Raw genomic sequence first — 18,391 nt, forward strand, 5'->3', positions numbered from 1 at the left:
AAAAGGAATTATTTTTATGATAGAATATACTAAGGTGATTATATGAAATTTACAAGTCAACAAGTTGATGCCATTAAACATTTTGAAGGTCCTGCTTTAATTTTAGCAGTTCCGGGTTCAGGCAAGACAACTGTATTATTAAATAGAATTTTAAATTTAATTAAAAATCATAATATAGATCCAAGTGAAATAATTTCGATAACTTTCAGCAAATCTCAAGGAATTGATATGGAAAAGAGATTTTTAGCTCAAAATCCTGAATTTAGAGGAAAAATTACTTTTAAAACTATTCACGCTTTTTGCTATGAGATAGTTAGAAATTATATGAAATTAAAAAACATCAAAAAAACTTTAATTGAAGGAAATAACGAATTCAATAGAATTTTAATTTTAAAAAGAGTATATTATCAAAAAAATTATAAAAAACTATCTGATGAAGAAATTAATGACTTCTTTTCAATTTATGACTATACAAAAAATAAGATGTATGATTTTGAAGGATATTTAAGAAAAAATCATTTTATTTCAAATCGTTCTTTAATGTTAAAATTGTATAATTTGTATGATGAAATAAAAATTCAAAATAATTTTATGGATTTTAATGATTTACTAATTTTGGCTAATGAATATATTTCAACGGATAAAAAACTTTTAAAAGCTTTAAAAAATAGATATAAGTTTTTCCAAATTGATGAAGGACAAGATACTTCAACTTTACAATTTGAAATAATAAGAAAGATTGTATTTCCAGAAAATAATGTATTCATAGTAGCAGATGATGACCAATCAATCTATAGTTTTAGAGGCGCAAGTCCTGAAAACTTATTAAATTTTAAAAATATTTATCCAAATTCTAAAATATTTTTTATGGATAAAAATTTTCGTTCCACTAAAAATATAATAAAAATAAGTAATAAAATAATTCAAGGAAATAAAATCAGATATGAAAAATCTTCAAAACATACAACCGAAGAAAACTCGCAAATAATGTTATTTAAAGTTAAAAATTCAACTATTCAAGCAAGAGAATTAGTAAATAAAATTTCTGAAATAAATCCTAACGAAACTATTGGAGTTTTGTATCGTAACAATATATCTTCTCTATATATAGCAGAAATGTTGAAAAATAATGATATTGATTTTTTTGTAAAAGAAAATAAATTCGATTTTTATTCTAACAGAATATTAAATGATGTAAAAAATATTCTTTTATTTTCTGAAGATACAACAGACCTAGAAGTTTTTAAAAGAATTTATTTTAAACTTAATGCCTATATAAAAAAGGACTTCATAACTAAATTGGAATACAAGCCCTATAATCAATGTGTACTAGAGAGTTTACTAGATTTGTACGAATTAAATGATTTTTATCTAAACAAATTTACATCCTTAAGAAATGATTTTAAAAGATTAAAAAGGATGAAAATGGAAGATAAAATTGACTGTATTCTCTATGAGCTAGGATATGGAGATTATTTGGATAATTTTAATGACTTTTCCAATTTAAATTATAATCTAATTTTTGACTTGATTAAATATTTATCCAAAGATTTAAAAACTTTCGATGAATTTATTGAAAAATTGGACAATTTAAAAGAATTACTTAAAAATGCTTCAAGTTCAAAATCCAATATATCAATTTCAACAATACATTCTGCAAAAGGTTTAGAATATGATAATGTATTTATAATGGACCTAATTGATGGAGAATTCCCACAAAAAAGCATATTAAATTCTTTTGATGAAAAATTATTAGAAGAAGAGAGAAGATTATTCTATGTTGCAATGACAAGAGCGAGAAAAAGACTATTTTTGTATACAATAAAAGAAAGAAACAACTTACCTGTTGAACCTTCAATTTTCTACAATGAATTAAAAAACAAATGTTAAAAAAGGAGCAAAGCTCCTTTTTTGTGTATAAATTATTTGTTTTTCGCTGCATTTGTTCCTGCAATAATTCCAAAAACTGTTATATCAGTAATTGATACAGAACCAAGTCTGTTATTTCCATGAATACCGCCTGTTGTTTCTCCCGCAGCATATAATCCCTTTATTATTTTTCCATTTTTATCCAATACATTTGCATCTTTATTTATCTTAAGTCCACCCATTGTATGATGAACAGCAGGAACGGCTTTTAAACAGTAGAAAGGTGCTTTCTCTATTTTAAAACCTAATCTTCTAAGATTAAATAATGTATCTTTTCCATTTTCAGAATCTTCATTAAATTTATTGATTGTAGCTTTTAAATTTTCTTTATCTATTCCAAAAAAGTCTGCCAATTCATCAATTGAATTAACCTTACAAAGTTTTTTACCTTCTATCAAATTGTTATATTCAACTTCATGAGTAGGTAAAATATTAGATTTTTTCATAGATTCTTCATCCCATATTTGATATGCAATATTATCTGTTTGAGACTTAATTCCCATTGAAATTTCTCTTCTGGTACCTAATTCCTCAACAAATCTTTTTCCTTCTTTGTTTACGAGTATTGCACCTCCAACAAGTCTTGTATCTCCGGTATATAAAAGTTTACCTGTCTCAACATCACAAACCGGATATAACTGAATTTTATCTAAATCTACGACATCAGCTCCAATGGCTTGAGCCATTTTTATTCCATCGCCTGTAGAACCTGCAGAATTTGTTGAAAGAATTTTATCATCAATTTCTTTATCATTATTGTATAGCATTTTTTTGTTTGCTCCAAAACCTCCTGTTGTTAAAACAACAGATTTTGCATTTACAATCAATTCTCCAGTCTTTATTTTAGCTTTAACCCCTGTAACAGCATTATCTTTTGTAATAAGTTCATAGGCATTAGTCTCTGTTAAGATTTCTATTCCCAATTCTTCGGCTTTTGCGTGTAATTTATTTATCAATTCTTTTCCGGATTGTCCTTTAGGAATTAAAGATCTCTTTACTGAATGACCTCCAAAGAACATAAGTTCATCTGTCCATTCAACTTTGATATCATCTCTTAACCATTTTGCACCGTCAAGTGCATTATTAGCTAAAACATCTATAAGTTCTTTATTTCCTCCAGCTTTTTCAACATCTTTTTTAAATAAGTCAATACTGTCCTTTATATTTTCCTTTTCCTGTAACCAGTTCATAGGAGCGGCATATTCAGAACCTGAAATTAAAGTATTTCCTCCAATCAATGGCAATTTTTCTAAAACTACAACATTAGCTCCTGCTTGTTTAGCTTTAATTGCAGCAATTAATCCTGCTCCGCCCGAACCGACAACAACTACATCTACATTCATTTCTTTAGTTTCAAACTTTTCATTCATTGTAGGATTGTTTTTAAGAATTTTTTTATAATCAAGTCCGGACTTTTTTATAGCATCTGCAAGAGCATTTATAAAAGCTTTTGAAGAATATGTTGCTCCCGTTACTTCATCCAAATTAAAATCTCCTGAATTAACTTTTTCAATCAATTTTTCAATAGCAAGTTTTCCTACATCCTCCGTTTCAACACTTTCTTTTAATGATACTTTTTTTATTTTATTATTTTCGAAACTTACATCAATAACAACATCTCCATTATGTCCTCTAGCTTTCCCCTCGTAAGTTCCATTAACTGCCGATTTACAGGAAGTTAAAAACAATACAAAAACAAGTAAAAATGATAAAACTCTAAATAATTTTTTCATAATATCCTCCAAATCTTACAAAATTAATTATATTGAGATTAAATTTCTCTTTATGTATATTGTAATTTTAATTAAAATTATTTTTATATTCATTTAATACATCAAAAATTTCATCAATATCAGTTAAAGTATTTATAGTATTTTTCACCTTGTTTGAATCTTTAAAACCTTTCAAATACCACAAAATATTTTTTCTCATTTCTCTTATTGCTATTCTTTCCGGTTTAAATTCCAATTCCAGTTTATAATGCCTTTTTATAGTATCAATAACCTCTTCCAAAGTTGGAGAAGAGTATTTTTTTGTTAAATTATAATCTTTAATTTGCTTAAAAATAAATGGATTTCCAAGAGCATGACGTCCGATTGCAACTGCATCAGCTCCGGTTTCTTCTTTCATTCTTACATAATCTTCAACGCTACAAACATCTCCATTTCCAACTACTTTTATAGGAACATGATTTTTCAAAGTTTTTATAGCATTCCAATCAGCCTTTCCTGAGTAAAACATTTCTCTTGTTCTGGCATGTAATGTAATCATATATGCTCCTGCTTCAACAATGGCATCTGCAACTTCCAAAAAGTTTTTATTGTTGTCATCAAAACCAAGTCTGATTTTTACACTTACAGGAACTTTAGAATTTTTTACCATAGCTGAAACTATAGTTTTAACTTTTTTAGAATCTTTCATTAAATAACTGCCTTCGTGATTTTTTACAATTTTTGGAGCAGGGCATCCCAAATTCAAATCAAGTTGATATATATCATCTCTTTTATTGAATCTATTTTGTATTATTTCCGCCATAATATTTTCATCGCTTCCGAAAACTTGTAATCCTACAGGACCTTCCCTCTTATCAATATAAGTTATAATTGAAGTATTTTCATTATCATAATATAGTCCCTTTACAGAAACCATCTCCGTAAAAGTTAAACTTGCACCCATTTCGCTTGCTAAAATTCTAAAAGCAACATCGCTAACTCCTGCAAGTGGAGCTAAAAAAATATCTCCGCCCAGCATATTATAACCCCTTTTTCATCTTATAAATTTCAAGCATTCCATCAAGAGTAAGTTTTTTATCTATAATATTAATTTTGTCTATATCTTTAGAAATTAAACTGGAATATCCACCTGTTGCAACAATTTTCAACTTTGAAACATCAAAATTCATCTCTTTTACTATCTCATCAATCAACTTTTCAATAAGTCCGATATATCCGACAACCATACCAACTCTAATATTATCCATTGTATTTTTAGCAACAATTCTTTCAGGTTTAAAAAGCTCAACTCTTGGAAGTTTTGCAGTTTTTAAGAATAGTGCTTCAGATGAAATTCCAATACCCGGAATGATAGCTCCCCCTTGATAAACCGAACTTTCATCAACTACATCAAAAGTAATAGCAGTGCCAATATCTATAATTATCAAAGGAACTCCATATTTTTTAATTCCAGCAACTGAATTTACAATTCTATCTGCCCCTATAGTTTTAGGATTATCATGATTTATTTTAATTCCCAAAGCACAATTATCGTCAATAATTATTGGTTTTAAATTAAAATATTTTTTTATAGCATTTTCAATTGAATGCATTACATCAGGAACAACAGAAGCTACAATAACATCTTCTATTTCAGATTTTTTAATATCATTAGCATGTAATATCTCTGTAATTGACATTGCATACTCATCACTTGTTTTATTTTTTATCGTATTAAGTCTAAAATCACAAATTAGTGAATATCCTTCATAAACACCTAATACGATATTTGTATTACCAACATCTATAACTAATAACATATTTTTCTCCAAATCATTAATAATTTTTTTCAATTACTTATTTCAATCTAATTTTAACATTTTTTATATTTTATTACAATTATTTTATATATAAATTTTCAATTCCTGGTCTATTTCAACAAAAAAACGATTAAGAAGAAATCTTAATCGTCAAAATCTTATAAAATAAATATTAAATTACAATCCACGTTTGAAGAATTTACGGAATTCAGAAACTTCAGCAACACTTTGTGAAATTGATACTTTATATTTTGCACCGTTTACAAATCCCGGCTCAAAGGTAATAGGTTCAAATTGATAATGTACATTTTCTTTATCAGCAACACAATAACCTACAAATGTTTTTATTGTTGCTCCATTTTCTTTATTAAAGAATTCAGGTTCTCCATATTCTGTTAATGTAGCATTAACATTAATTATAACAACTTCTCCCTCTTTATATCCTACAATAAAATTACTATGTTTTGTAACTTTTACAACAACAGCATTAGTCTCATTTTGCATATGACAGTAAATTAACTTATATTCGTCGCCGTTTTCTACACAAGAATTGAAAATTTCACGCATCCTTGCCTTATTTTTTCTGTTATCCTCATCACTTGCTCCTGTTATAGCTTTTTTAACAATATCAAATAATCCCACTATTATTTCCTCCTATATTAATATCATTATTAAAAATTTTTTCACTAAAATTATATCATTTTACAAAACACATGTCTATATTATCATATAAAAAAGTAAGGAACAAATATAAATCTGTTTCTTACTTAATATTAACTACTTATTTTTATTTTTTATAGATGCCTTTATAAAACCGTCAAATAATGGATGAACTTTATTTGGTCTTGATTTGAATTCAGGGTGGAATTGACAAGCAACAAAATAATCACTTCCTGTAAATTCTATAATTTCTACTAAATCAAGTTCAGGATTTATCCCGGAGAAAATAACACCGGCCTTTTCTAGTTCTTCTCTGTATTTATTATTAAATTCATATCTATGTCTATGTCTTTCTTGAATTATTTCAGAATTGTAAAGTTCTCTTGCTTTAGAATTCTTTAGAAGTTTACAATCATAATTACCAAGTCTTAAAGTTCCACCAATATTTTCAACATCAAATTGATTTTCCATCAAATCTATAACAGGATATTTTGTAGTATCATCTTTTTCGGTTGAATCTGCTCCTTCTAGATTTGCAACATTTCTAGCTATATCTATAATTGCAATTTGCATTCCAAGACAAATACCAAAATAAGGAATATTATTTTCTCTTGCATATTTACTTGTTGCAATCATTCCTTCGATACCTCTGCCTCCAAATCCACCCGGAACAATAATTCCATCAAGCCCTTTAAATACTTCTTTAGCATTTTCTTCATTAACTTCTTCGGAATTTATCCAACGAATATTAATCTTATGAGCATTTTTGTAACCAGCATCTATCAATGCTTGAGAAACAGAAAGATAAGCATCATGAAGTTGAACATATTTTCCAACAAGTCCAATTTCTAATTCTGTTTTTACATTTTTATAAGAATCAATCATTTCTTTCCAATCATTTTTTACAATTGGTTTTCCTTCAAGAGATAGTTTATGTAAAACATACTCATCTAAACCTTGTTCTTGTAATTTAACCGGAACTTCATATATAAAATCTACATTTTCTGATTGTACTATAGCACCCTTTGGAACATCACAGAAAAGACTGATTTTATTTTTTATTTCATCAGAAATTCTTTCAGGACTTCTAACAACTATTATATTTGTCTTTATTCCTTGACTCATAAGCTCTTTAAAAGAATGTTGTGTAGGCTTAGTCTTTAATTCATTAGATCCAGGTATTGTAGGTACTAAAGTAATATGAATAAATAAAACATCCTCTTTTTTGTTTTCCGCATGAATTTGTCTAATAGCTTCAATAAAAGGAAGTGATTCAATATCTCCAACAGTTCCTCCAATTTCAGTTATGATTATGTCAGCTTTACTTTCTTCTGCAGCCTTATAAACATATCCCTTTATTCTATCAGTAATATGAGGAATTACTTGAACAGTCGCTCCATTATAATCTCCTCTACGTTCTTTTTGGATTACTTCACTATAAATTCTTCCTGTAGTAACATTACTTCTTTGAGTAAGCTCTTCATCAATAAATCTTTCATAATGCCCTAAGTCTAAATCAGTTTCTGCTCCATCTTTTGTTACAAAAACTTCACCATGTTGATAAGGACTCATAGTACCAGGATCAACATTTATATAAGGATCAAATTTTTGCATAAATACACTAAATCCTCTATCCTTTAAAAGTCTTCCTAAACTTGCCCCACAGATTCCTTTCCCTATTCCAGAAACAACTCCTCCGGTAATAAAAATAAATTTACTCATCATATCCTCCTAAAAAAAATTGGTCTTTTTTTATCTCTAAATAGAGAAAAAAAAAACCAATTTACCAAAATTTAATTTATTCTATTATACTTTATTTTTCTTATACTAATATGATAAAATATTTTTTAAATTATGTCAAGTACAAAAACAAATTATTTAATAAATTATATTCTTGATCTCAATTTTAATATCTTATAAAGTCTTAGTACTGAATAAATATAAGAAGCTAACCTCATTGTTACACCATATTCATCTTTTATATTCATTATTTCATTATATGCTAATAACATTTTATATTCTACTTTATTTAAAACATCATCTTCTGTCATATCAATACCGGAAATATTTTGAACCCATTCAAAATATGAAGCAATTACTCCACCTGAATTTGCTAAAATATCAGGAATTACTCCAATATCCTTTTGCCTTAAAATTCCATCGGCAATATAATCAACAGGACCATTAGCACCTTCAACAATTAATTTTGCTCTAATTTTTTTGGCTTCTTCTTCTGTAATTGCATTTTCTAAAGCGCAAGGAATAAGCACATCTACATCTAAAGAATAAAATTGATCAATTGAAATATGTTTAGCATTTTCATAGTTAATTAAAGTATTATATTTTGCAAAATGAGAAATCAACTCTGAAATATTAAAACCGTCTTCATTATAAATTGTATAGATGCCGTATTCACTATCATACTCTGAAATTGACAAAATATTACCACCCATTCTTGCTAAATGTTTTGCAGTATTAGATCCTACATTACCAAAACCTTGAATTGCAATCTTTGAATCCTTAATATTAACACCAATTTTCTTTAGTGATTCTCTTGTAATAACAGCAACTCCTACACCTGTAGCCTCTTTTCTACCATAAGAACCACCAAAACCTAATGCCTTACCTGTAAAAGTAGCAAGTGTATTATTACCGGTTAATTTTATATATTCATCTAACATCCAAGCCATAATTTTTTCATTAGTATTTACATCAGGAGCAGGAATATCAAATCTGTCTCCAATATATTTATAAAGTTCTTTTACATAACCTCTTGAAAGTTTTTCAAGTTCATTTTCAGATAATTCATCTACATCTACAATTATTCCACCTTTTCCGCCACCGAAAGGAAGATGAGTAGCTGAACATTTTAAACTCATCCAAATAGAGAGAGCTTTAACTTCATCGCCATTTACAGAAGGATGAAATCTGATACCCCCTTTATATGGCCCCATAACATCACAATGTTGTGAACGATAGCCTTTAAAAATCCTGAATTTTCCATTATCCATTTTAACAGGAATATTTATTTCAATAGTTCTTTCAGGTTCTTTTAAAAGTTCATATAAACTACCATCTAAATTTAAAATTTCACAAGATTTTTTTAAAATCATTTGGACATTTTCTAACGGATTTACACTATGCATACAATTCTCCTATAAATAATTTTCCCATTCTAAATATAAATTTTCCTTTTCTTTTATCAACTTAGATAAATCTTCGCTAATTTTTAAAAATTTATCTTTATTATTAAAAATTTCAGGATTTTGAATATCTTTGTTTAAAAGTTCAATTTTATCTTCAATTTCAAAAATTTTATTTTCAATTTCCTGTAATTTTTGTTTTTTAGCTCTTTCTTGTCTTTCAATTTCTCTTTTTTTCTTCTTCTCTTTTTCAACTTCTGTTTTTGAAATTACCTTTTCTTCTACTTCATTTTTTTCATTTAACTTTTCTAAAAAATAGTCATAATTTCCATAAAATTCAGTTATTCTTTCGTCTTCCAAATACCAAATCTTATTGACTACCTTATTCAAAAAATATCTATCATGTGAAATTGTTAATACAGTTCCTGAATAATCAACAATTGCTTTTTCTAAAATCTCTTTGCTTTCGATATCCAAATGGTTTGTAGGTTCATCTAAAAGCAAAAAATTAGATTTGGATAACATAAGTTTCAAAAGTTCAAGTCTTGCTCTTTCTCCACCACTCAGTTCTCCAACTGACTTAAACAAATCCTCATCATAAAAGTTAAATTTTGCAAGATGACTTCTAACTTCAAAATTATTCATTCTTGGATAAGCATCCCAAAATTCTTCCATAACAGAATTTTGATTATTCAAAGTTTTTTGTTCCTGATCATAGTATCCAAGTGTAACTCTGGCACCTAAATCACAACTACCTTTAATTGGCTTTAAATCTTTACAGATAATTTTAAATAGAGTTGTCTTTCCGACTCCATTTTTACCAACTAAACCAATCTTATCACCTTTATAGACATTCAAATTTATATCATCAAATAAATTTTTATCAACAAATCCCATTGATAAGTCTGAAATTGTCAAAACATCTTTTCCAGACTCAACTTCCGGAACAAGTTTTAATTTCATAGAATTTTTATAAATTTCAGGATTTTCAACTAAATCAATTTTTTCAAGTAATTTACGTCTTGAACTTGCCTGTTTTATAAATCTATTATTTCCATAATTTTCAAATCTTTGGATAATTTCTTTCTGTCTTGAAATCTCTTTTTGCTGCTTTTCATAAAGATGTCTATTTATTTCAAACTCTTTTTCACGTCTTGAAACAAATTCATCATAACCACAATTAAAACTTTTCAATTTCCTATTTTCTATCGAAAAAATCCTATTACAAACAGAATTTAAAAAATATCTATCATGTGAGATTATTAGACAACTTCCCTTGTAATCTCTAAGATAAGATTCTAAAAACTGAATTGACTCTATATCTAAATGGTTAGTAGGTTCATCGAGTAAAATCATATTTGACGGTTTAAGTAAAATTTTAGCTAGATGCAATCTACTCTTTTGTCCACCACTCAAATTATTTACAGATTTTGAAAAATCCGACTCTAAAAAACCAAGTCCGAACAAAACTCCTCTAACCTTTGAGTTATATGAATATCCGCTATTCTCTTCAAAATAATGTCTTTTACTTTCATAAATATCAAAAAGTTTATGAATTTCATCTTCACTTAAATTTTTATTTCCCATTTCAATTTCTAATTCTCTAATTTCTTTTTCAAGTAAAATTATATCTTCAAAAACTTCCAAACATTCATCATAAACTGTTTTATCGCTTGTATATGAAATATTTTGCCTTAAAATAGATAAATTTACATTTTTAGCAAAATTTATATCTCCACTATCAAAAGATAAATCTTTAGTTAAAATATTAAATAAAGTAGTTTTACCACTTCCATTATCTCCAACAATTCCAACCTTATCTTTATCAGAAATTGAAAATGTCAAATCTTCTAGTATATTCTCATTCAAAAACGACTTAGTTAAGCCATTTACACTTAAAATAATCATAAAGCACCCTTTTGGAAAATGAACTTGGATTCAAAAGAACTAACCTTTCCAACCGCAAGTAAAACACTAAAATAAATATATGCAGTTTGATGCCAAAGTATTGTAACATCCAACATACCATGTAAAATAACAACAACTGTTAAAGCAAGTACAAGTCTAAATAAATTTCTTTTTCTTATACTATATACTAACTTAAATATTCCAATAAAAAGTGGAGTAATTACTAAAATACCGACAATTCCGAAATTTATAAGTATATCTAATACAATATTATGAGCATGATTAGCAGGATGAGTTACCCAACTTGTATTTTGATATGCCATAGGACCACTTCCAAACAAATAAGTTTGTTTAAATAATTTTATTGCATTTTCCCAAATCTCTTTTCTTGTTCCTAAAGAATTACCAATAAATTCATATCTAGGAAAAATCCTGTTTGAAAAAATCATTAGGATAACTATAACTACTGTAAATACTCCAAGAAATGCAAATACTTTTTTATTATTTTTTGTTAAAGAAAGTACCAATGTTGCAATCAAAATTGTCGGTAAAGCAGTTCTATTTTCAGTTAAAAAGAGAACAATGAATGCAAGTGTACTTACACACAAAAAATACAATCTATTATTTTTATCCTTATTAGATAAAAAGTAATACATCGCTATTATAATTATAAATTCACATATTGTCGCATAATAATTTGTATTAAAAAACGATGATATAGGTCTATGCAAAGACATATATTCTATAAATTCATACATCTTTAAATCCATACTTAATTTCTTGTATAAAACTGATAAAATAGTTAAAATAAAACAAAATATCGAAACAAGCATATATAAATTTATAATTTTTGAAAATAATTTTCTATTTATAATTGTTCTATAATACATAAAAAACATAGAGAATTCAAATATAATAATTGAAACTCCTATACCATATAAATTTTGTTTTAAAACAGATACAATAAATATAAGACCTGTAAATGCTAAAATATTCTTAACATAAGGAGTTCCTTTTAATACAGGAATAATTTTTCCGGTTACTAATAAATAGAAAAATAGAGCATTAAACGAAAAAACTAAAAAATAAAAAGGTAAAAATACCGTAAATGAAACTATTAAAATTAAAAGTTCATCTATATTAAGCTCATACTTTTCTAATATTTCATTAATATAATTCATATATTTTAAGCCTCTCATAAGCTATCTAACAATATTTTTAAGTTGTAATTATTAACAACTTTTATTAATAATAAAATTTTAATCTAATATAAGTTTTATATATAAATTTTCTCAAAAAACAAATACAATTATTGTACTTTTCATTAAATTGATAATCTTTAAAACACTAAAATTTTTAATAAAACTTATTCCAATTATAGCATAAAAACAAAAAAAATAAAACTCTTTAAAAAGAGTTTTATCCTATAATTATAAAGCATCAAGTTTTATAGAAATAACTTAATAAAAATATTCAACATAACTTATCTTACACCAGGATAATCTTTTAGACTATTCATATAATATGTAAGAGTCAATAGGCTTCCATCTAAATGTACATTTTCCAAAACAACATTTTTTGGTAATTTTAAGTCAATAGGTGCAAAGTTCCAAATTCCCTTTATACCACAAGCAACTAATTTATCTGTAATTTCTTGTGCAGGTCTAGCAGGAATTGCCAAAATAGCAATATCAACTTTTTCTTTAGTAACAACTTCTTCCAACTCTGAAATATCTTTTACAACAACGTCATTTTGTTTGCTTCCGATGATTTCTGGAGAATTATCAAAAATTCCTACAACCTTAAAGCCTTTTTTTCTAAATCCACTATAATTTAACAATGCACTTCCGATATTTCCAAATCCAATAATAACTACATTATAAGGTTTATCAACACCCATAATTTTTTCTAATTCAATTTTTAACTCTTCAACATTGTATCCATAACCTTGTTGTCCAAATGCTCCAAAATGATTCAAATCTTGTCTAATTTGTGAAGCAGTCAAACCTGTAATTTTACTTAATTCTTGGGAAGATACTCTAATTATTCCCTTATCTCCAATAAGTTCAAGGTATCTATAATATTTAGGTAAACGTTTTATAACTGCAACAGAAATTTTCTCATCTAACATAATAGCCTCCTACCATCTTTTTCTTTTTTAATTAATTTTTTTAATATGTAAATTTAAAAACGTACTCCCGTTTTAAGTATTATAACACCTATTCAAATTTATTGCAATATTTTTTACAATGTTTTTTACAATACATAACTAATTTCTTCAATCTTTGTCAGTTTATTCCTACTATAATAAAAATTTTTTAATACTTTTTAAACAAAATATCTTGAAAAATGTAAATAAAAGTTTTAAAATATAGTTAATATATTTTAGGAGGTAAACTTGAATAACTTTGAAATAATAAAAGAATGTCCAATTTTTGAAAATTTTACAATAGATGAAATAATGGAAATATTTTCAGTAGTTTCCTTTTACGAAAAACAATACAAAAAAAATGATATAATTCTAGCTGAAAATACGAAAATAGAATATTTTGGAATAATTACAAATGGAAAAATAGCTGTGTCAAATTTTGACTACTTTGGAAATAGAAACATACTTAATGTTTTTGAAAAAGGAGATTCATTTGCTGAAGCCTTAGTTTCATTAGAAATGCAAATCCCTCATGAAGTGATTTCTCTTACAAATTCATCTGTAATCTGGACTAAATATAAAAGTCTTTGTAAATCTCAAAATTACCAAAAAATTCTAAATAATTTTTTGACTATAATTTCTACAAAAAATTTAATTTTAAATAAAAAATTGCATATTTTATCAAAAAGAACTACAAGAGAAAAAATTTTAGAATATCTTTCTAATCAAAAAAAGCTTCTATCATTAGATAGTAACTTTGAAATAAATCTAAATAGAAATGAAATGGCAGATTACCTAGCACTAGATAGGAGTAATCTTTCAAGAGAGCTTGGAAAATTAAAAAAAGAAGGAATAATAGACTTTGAAAAAAACAAATTTAAACTACTATAAAAACATTGTATATTAATAAATTAAAACTGACTTTAATAAATTTAAAATAATTTTTTGAAGGTCAGTTTTTAAATATAAAAATAATAGAAAAATTATTCTGTGAAAACATATAGGAAATAATGACTGTTATAAGTAAAAATGAATACTATAAAACTATATGTAAATGTGTTATAATGATAAAAACATTCTTTTAATTGTGTTTATTTAATTGATTGAGAATTGCTTATATGGTGGTGTATGATGAATAAAAAAGAAAAAATAATTCAACTATGGTTTGATATGTGGATAAAACAAAAAGATTTAGGAATAGATGAAATTTTTACAGAAGATGTTATTTACACAGAAAGTTGGAGCCCCAAATATGAAAATCGTGAAACAGTAAAATTATGGTTTAATGAATGGAATAATCGTGGAATGGTAATAGATTGGACAATTAAACAATTTTTTCATAAAGGTAATCAAACTATTGTAGAATGGTATTTTAAGAATAAAATGAATAATGGAAGTATCGAAGATTTTGACGGAATTTCTCTTATTGTATGGACTGATGATAATAAAATAAAAGAATTAAAAGAATTCGGCTGTAATCGAAACAACTATAATCCTTATCAAAATGGAAAAATACCAAAATTTAGGGATGAAAAAACAAATTGGTTTTAATCATTTCCGACTCAAATAATTAAGAATAATTTAAAAGGAATGTCTCTTATTAATTATGGATTACATTCCTTTAATAATTTTTGTATTTTTAAATCCAGTTCAATTAAATGACTGTATTTTTTTATTTTAAGTATCAAAAGCATACATACTATAATTCTTTAACTTTTTCAATCCATTTATTAAAGTTTGTTTTAAATATTATTGCCTTACTATATGGAAGACATAGTTCTGCCTTCCCAATATATTCTTTAAGTGTGTTAAGAGTTGTCTTAACATTAGTAGATCCAGATGTTGAAAAAGGAACCACCTTTTTACCATTTAAATTATAATTCTTTAAATAATCTAATACAATCATTGGTGGTTTACTAAACCAAATTGGATATCCCACTAAAACAACATCAATATCAGAAATATCTACAACTGGTGCTACATATTTAGCTGTTATATCCTTCTTTTTTTCATCTCTCGCTCTTCCAATAGCTTTAAAATATGAACCATAAGAAACTTCAGGTTCAATACTTATAATATCACAACCAAGATTTTTTTGGATTTTCATTGCAACATTTTTAGTCTTACCACTATTTGAATAGTAGAAAATAATAGCTTTCATATTTTTCACCCTACTTTCTGTTAAAATCATTTGTTTATAGAAAAATTTTTCATTTTTTTCTTATATATAAATGTAATGAATTTATACCCAAAATAATAATGATATTATTCAATTAGTAATTTAAAAATTAGTTTATTATTTAATAGTTCCTTCTATAACTCTTCTATAATTTTCCGGATCAGTATCTCCTTCTGTATTAATCAAAAGAATAACAGAATTTTCATCTATTTTCATTTTTTTCTTCATCTCTTCCATAGAAGGTTCTGCCAAAACTCCAAGTAATGCACCCATTGTTGAAGCACCTGATTCTCCAGAAATAATTTTTAAATCTTCTCCTTTATTAAAGGCGTAGGCTCTCATTCCATCAACTGCCATTTCATCAGAACCGGAAATGTAAAAATCAGTATAATTCCATATAATTGGCCAAATAAGACTACAAGTTGTTCCACAATTCAATCCTGCCATAATAGTCGTTGGTGCGCCTCCAACAGAATAAGATTTCCCATCGCTTATCTCAGCAGAACGATAAATACAATCGGCAACATTTGACTCCACAATAATAAATATAGGTTTGTTATTTTTATAATGTTCTACAAAATATGCAATCATTCCTCCAGCCATTGAGCCAACTCCTGCCTGTAAAAAAATATGTGTAGGAATGACATTTAAGTTTTCTAACTCTTCAGTAATTTCATAAGCCATTGTGAGATACCCTTGAATAATCCATGTCGGAATTTTCTCATATCCATCCCAAGAAGTATCTTGAATTAATATCCAACCATACTTTTTACTCATTTCTAAAGCATATTTTACTGTATCATCATAACTTAAATCTATAATCTCTACCTCAGCAGGTCCAACTTTACGAATTGCTTCTGCACGAACTTCCGCTGTTCCATAAGGCATATATACATGAGCTTTACATCCAAATAATCCTGATGCCCAAGACACACCTCTTCCATGATTTCCGTCAGTACATGTTACAAATTCAATCTGTTCAAGCCTTTTTTTATACTTTTCAGATAATAAATCATTTAAAGTTGTAGTATCCGGATTAAGATTTAATTCATCACATAAAATTCTAAACATCGCATAACTTCCACCAAGTCCTTTAAATGCATTTAGTGAAAAACGCTTTGACTCATCTTTTACATAGATTGCACCAACATTCCACTTTGAAGCTAAATTATGAAGACAAACGAGTGGAGTTTTTTTATATTCCTCAATTTGTTTATGAAATTTCAATACAGCATTCGCCTGTTCATCACCATATAATTTTATATTCAATTCTTTTTTTGTATTTGAACTCTCAAGAACTTTTATCTTTTCAAATTTACTATCCATTTTAAAATCTCCTTTCAAATTGACTGCAAAACTATAAAACTAAAATTTAATATTCATCATCTATTTCATCTAATTCATCCTCAGTACATTTTCTTAAAATATGTTTTACTTTATTAAGTGGATAAGGAACATATTTTTCCTTATAATATTCTACACTTTTAACTTCCACTATTTCCACTTTGTTTTTATCTCCTGCAGGAACTAAAACATAATCTCCCTCACTGATGGAATCATCTGTAGTTATATAATAATAGTATTTATATGAATTTCTAAATTCAACTTTGCAATAAATTAATTCTCCATACTCACGTCTTGGCTTATCATAAAAATCCTTACTTAAAACTTCAATTTTATAAAAATATATCATAAAACTCTTAATTTCTTCAATTATATCTTTCCATTCATAAGGAAGTCCTTCCTTATCATAAGAGCCTTTAATAACTTTTCTAGGAGATTTTTTAAAATCTACAATCATCTCATAATCTCTTTTTTCGTTAGAAATTTCAACAAAATTATCATTTTGTTCTCTAGTCTCAAGCATATTTGGATTATATAAATCCTCTAATAAATCTTTAAAATGTTTATTTACATTTAATTTCATATAATAATTTACATTATCGCTTATCTGAGTATGTTCAATAGAATTGCTATCCCTATCTAAAATTAGTTCTTCAATATATACTATGTCCTTATTATTTACATTTTTAACTTTTTTATAATTCAACTGAATTCTATTAATTTTATCATATTCATAATTATCAAATAAAAGTAAATTATCGTAATTCAATATTTCTCTAATTTTTTCGGAAAGACTTTCTCCATCAACTCTTATATTATATCTTAAATTACCTTCATATCTATAACTTTCATAATCTGAATCTGTAAGTTCCATTTGCCAATATCCAATTTCTTTTGAATGTTCTAAACTGTAATAAACGTAATTATCTTCTAAAAATTTAGAAATCAGCTTAAAAATTTTCTTTACTTTTTTATCATCAATTTTAAAATTCTTTATACTTGTACTTTCATTTTGCTTTTTCCAATAATAATAATTTGAAACACAGACATCTCCATTAATATTTATAAAAATATTCTGTTCAATCTCTTTAAGCTCTTCATTTGGAAATCTATAACCTACATTATTTGAAGTTATTTTTATTTCATTTATTTTCTTTCCAATTGAAAAAGGATTCATCTTTAAAACATTAAGAATATGAGTAAACATACAATCAATACATAAGCGATATTCCTTTATATCTCTACAATATTTAAAACCTTTAAATTTAATTAGTAAAATTGATGTAAGAGCAGCTAAATCTAAATAATACTCTATAACATATTTTAATTTAATATGAGATTTAATTTTTCTAAAGAAATTCTTTGAAAAACGCAAACCAGAATTTTCAAAAATATCTAACTTTCGATATTCTTCAAACATCCTATTAAAATTTTTCTTAAATTCATAATCACTTACATTAGTAATATAATCTTTCCACTTATTTATAAATTGATAAAGACCTAAATTATCCATAATTACTCCATTAAAATGTTAATTATTCTCTAAA

General features: G+C 26.2%; 15 protein-coding genes. 3 read left to right on the forward strand and 12 right to left on the reverse strand.

The window, feature by feature from the left end:
* Positions 1-42 precede the first annotated feature (42 nt).
* Positions 43-1,890 carry an ATP-dependent helicase gene (locus ACMX2D_RS02895; RefSeq protein WP_414972628.1) on the forward strand — a complete coding sequence of 616 codons (1,848 nt, stop codon included), beginning with the start codon at positions 43-45 and terminating at the stop codon, positions 1,888-1,890.
* Positions 1,891-1,922: 32 nt separating this feature from the next.
* Here ACMX2D_RS02895 and ACMX2D_RS02900 read toward each other — a convergent pair whose 3' ends face one another.
* The 9 genes from ACMX2D_RS02900 to ACMX2D_RS02940 all read right to left on the reverse strand — a co-directional run bounded on the left by ACMX2D_RS02900 (position 1,923) and on the right by ACMX2D_RS02940 (position 13,303).
* Entirely contained in the window at positions 1,923-3,662 is a 1,740-nt protein-coding gene (locus ACMX2D_RS02900; RefSeq protein ID WP_414972629.1) for a flavocytochrome c, read from the reverse strand.
* A gap of 67 nt (positions 3,663-3,729) precedes the next feature.
* Positions 3,730-4,680 carry a tRNA dihydrouridine synthase DusB gene (gene dusB, locus ACMX2D_RS02905; RefSeq protein WP_414972630.1) on the reverse strand — a complete coding sequence of 317 codons (951 nt, stop codon included), beginning with the start codon at positions 4,678-4,680 and terminating at the stop codon, positions 3,730-3,732.
* Between the two features lies 1 nt (position 4,681).
* Positions 4,682-5,461: a type III pantothenate kinase gene (locus tag ACMX2D_RS02910; RefSeq protein WP_414970634.1), complete on the reverse strand. Its 780-nt coding sequence runs from the start codon at positions 5,459-5,461 to the stop codon at positions 4,682-4,684.
* Positions 5,462-5,638: 177 nt separating this feature from the next.
* Positions 5,639-6,103: a hypothetical protein gene (locus ACMX2D_RS02915; protein ID WP_414970633.1), complete on the reverse strand. Its 465-nt coding sequence runs from the start codon at positions 6,101-6,103 to the stop codon at positions 5,639-5,641.
* 135 nt (positions 6,104-6,238) lie between these two features.
* Positions 6,239-7,843 (reverse strand): CTP synthase, encoded by a 1,605-nt coding sequence (gene pyrG / locus ACMX2D_RS02920; RefSeq protein ID WP_414972632.1) that lies wholly within the window; start codon positions 7,841-7,843, stop codon positions 6,239-6,241.
* A gap of 164 nt (positions 7,844-8,007) precedes the next feature.
* A complete protein-coding gene (locus tag ACMX2D_RS02925; RefSeq protein ID WP_414970631.1) occupies positions 8,008-9,267 on the reverse strand; it encodes a Glu/Leu/Phe/Val family dehydrogenase in 1,260 nt (419 codons plus the stop codon).
* Between the two features lie 9 nt (positions 9,268-9,276).
* Positions 9,277-11,172 (reverse strand): ABC-F family ATP-binding cassette domain-containing protein, encoded by a 1,896-nt coding sequence (locus ACMX2D_RS02930; RefSeq protein ID WP_414972634.1) that lies wholly within the window; start codon positions 11,170-11,172, stop codon positions 9,277-9,279.
* Entirely contained in the window at positions 11,169-12,353 is a 1,185-nt protein-coding gene (locus ACMX2D_RS02935; protein WP_414972636.1) for an O-antigen ligase family protein, read from the reverse strand. Before ACMX2D_RS02935 ends, ACMX2D_RS02930 begins: the two co-directional genes overlap by 4 nt.
* A gap of 302 nt (positions 12,354-12,655) precedes the next feature.
* Positions 12,656-13,303: a redox-sensing transcriptional repressor Rex gene (locus tag ACMX2D_RS02940; RefSeq protein ID WP_009448526.1), complete on the reverse strand. Its 648-nt coding sequence runs from the start codon at positions 13,301-13,303 to the stop codon at positions 12,656-12,658.
* A 267-nt stretch (positions 13,304-13,570) separates the two neighbouring features.
* Here ACMX2D_RS02940 and ACMX2D_RS02945 point away from each other — a divergent pair, with 267 nt between their 5' ends.
* Together ACMX2D_RS02945 and ACMX2D_RS02950 are read left to right on the forward strand one after the other, a co-directional pair.
* Positions 13,571-14,212, forward strand: a complete 642-nt coding sequence (locus tag ACMX2D_RS02945; protein ID WP_414972637.1) for a Crp/Fnr family transcriptional regulator — start codon at positions 13,571-13,573, stop codon at positions 14,210-14,212.
* A gap of 240 nt (positions 14,213-14,452) precedes the next feature.
* On the forward strand, positions 14,453-14,872 hold the full coding sequence (locus tag ACMX2D_RS02950; protein WP_029950574.1) for a nuclear transport factor 2 family protein: 420 nt from the start codon (positions 14,453-14,455) through the stop codon (positions 14,870-14,872).
* A 148-nt stretch (positions 14,873-15,020) separates the two neighbouring features.
* Here the strand turns inward: ACMX2D_RS02950 and ACMX2D_RS02955 are convergent, their stop codons facing one another.
* The 3 genes from ACMX2D_RS02955 to ACMX2D_RS02965 all read right to left on the reverse strand — a co-directional run bounded on the left by ACMX2D_RS02955 (position 15,021) and on the right by ACMX2D_RS02965 (position 18,357).
* The gene (locus ACMX2D_RS02955; RefSeq protein WP_004833201.1) at positions 15,021-15,482 is read right to left on the reverse strand and encodes a flavodoxin; all 462 of its coding nucleotides are present in this window, start codon (positions 15,480-15,482) and stop codon (positions 15,021-15,023) included.
* 135 nt (positions 15,483-15,617) lie between these two features.
* Positions 15,618-16,826 carry a diaminopropionate ammonia-lyase gene (locus ACMX2D_RS02960; RefSeq protein WP_414972639.1) on the reverse strand — a complete coding sequence of 403 codons (1,209 nt, stop codon included), beginning with the start codon at positions 16,824-16,826 and terminating at the stop codon, positions 15,618-15,620.
* A 46-nt stretch (positions 16,827-16,872) separates the two neighbouring features.
* Positions 16,873-18,357: a hypothetical protein gene (locus ACMX2D_RS02965; RefSeq protein WP_414972640.1), complete on the reverse strand. Its 1,485-nt coding sequence runs from the start codon at positions 18,355-18,357 to the stop codon at positions 16,873-16,875.
* Positions 18,358-18,391: the final 34 nt, after the last annotated feature.

This window comes from Parvimonas oralis (assembly GCF_047608425.1).
Lineage (GTDB): Bacteria > Bacillota > Clostridia > Tissierellales > Peptoniphilaceae > Parvimonas.

Coding starts and splice junctions, on each gene's coding strand:
- ACMX2D_RS02895 (WP_414972628.1), top strand. CDS start 43: ATGAAATTTACAAGTCAACAAGTTGATGCCATTAAACATTTTGAAGGT.
- ACMX2D_RS02900 (WP_414972629.1), bottom strand. CDS start 3,662: ATGAAAAAATTATTTAGAGTTTTATCATTTTTACTTGTTTTTGTATTG.
- dusB (WP_414972630.1), bottom strand. CDS start 4,680: ATGCTGGGCGGAGATATTTTTTTAGCTCCACTTGCAGGAGTTAGCGAT.
- ACMX2D_RS02910 (WP_414970634.1), bottom strand. CDS start 5,461: ATGTTATTAGTTATAGATGTTGGTAATACAAATATCGTATTAGGTGTT.
- pyrG (WP_414972632.1), bottom strand. CDS start 7,843: ATGAGTAAATTTATTTTTATTACCGGAGGAGTTGTTTCTGGAATAGGG.
- ACMX2D_RS02925 (WP_414970631.1), bottom strand. CDS start 9,267: ATGCATAGTGTAAATCCGTTAGAAAATGTCCAAATGATTTTAAAAAAA.
- ACMX2D_RS02930 (WP_414972634.1), bottom strand. CDS start 11,172: ATGATTATTTTAAGTGTAAATGGCTTAACTAAGTCGTTTTTGAATGAG.
- ACMX2D_RS02935 (WP_414972636.1), bottom strand. CDS start 12,353: ATGAATTATATTAATGAAATATTAGAAAAGTATGAGCTTAATATAGAT.
- ACMX2D_RS02940 (WP_009448526.1), bottom strand. CDS start 13,303: ATGTTAGATGAGAAAATTTCTGTTGCAGTTATAAAACGTTTACCTAAA.
- ACMX2D_RS02950 (WP_029950574.1), top strand. CDS start 14,453: ATGAATAAAAAAGAAAAAATAATTCAACTATGGTTTGATATGTGGATA.
- ACMX2D_RS02955 (WP_004833201.1), bottom strand. CDS start 15,482: ATGAAAGCTATTATTTTCTACTATTCAAATAGTGGTAAGACTAAAAAT.
- ACMX2D_RS02960 (WP_414972639.1), bottom strand. CDS start 16,826: ATGGATAGTAAATTTGAAAAGATAAAAGTTCTTGAGAGTTCAAATACA.
- ACMX2D_RS02965 (WP_414972640.1), bottom strand. CDS start 18,357: ATGGATAATTTAGGTCTTTATCAATTTATAAATAAGTGGAAAGATTAT.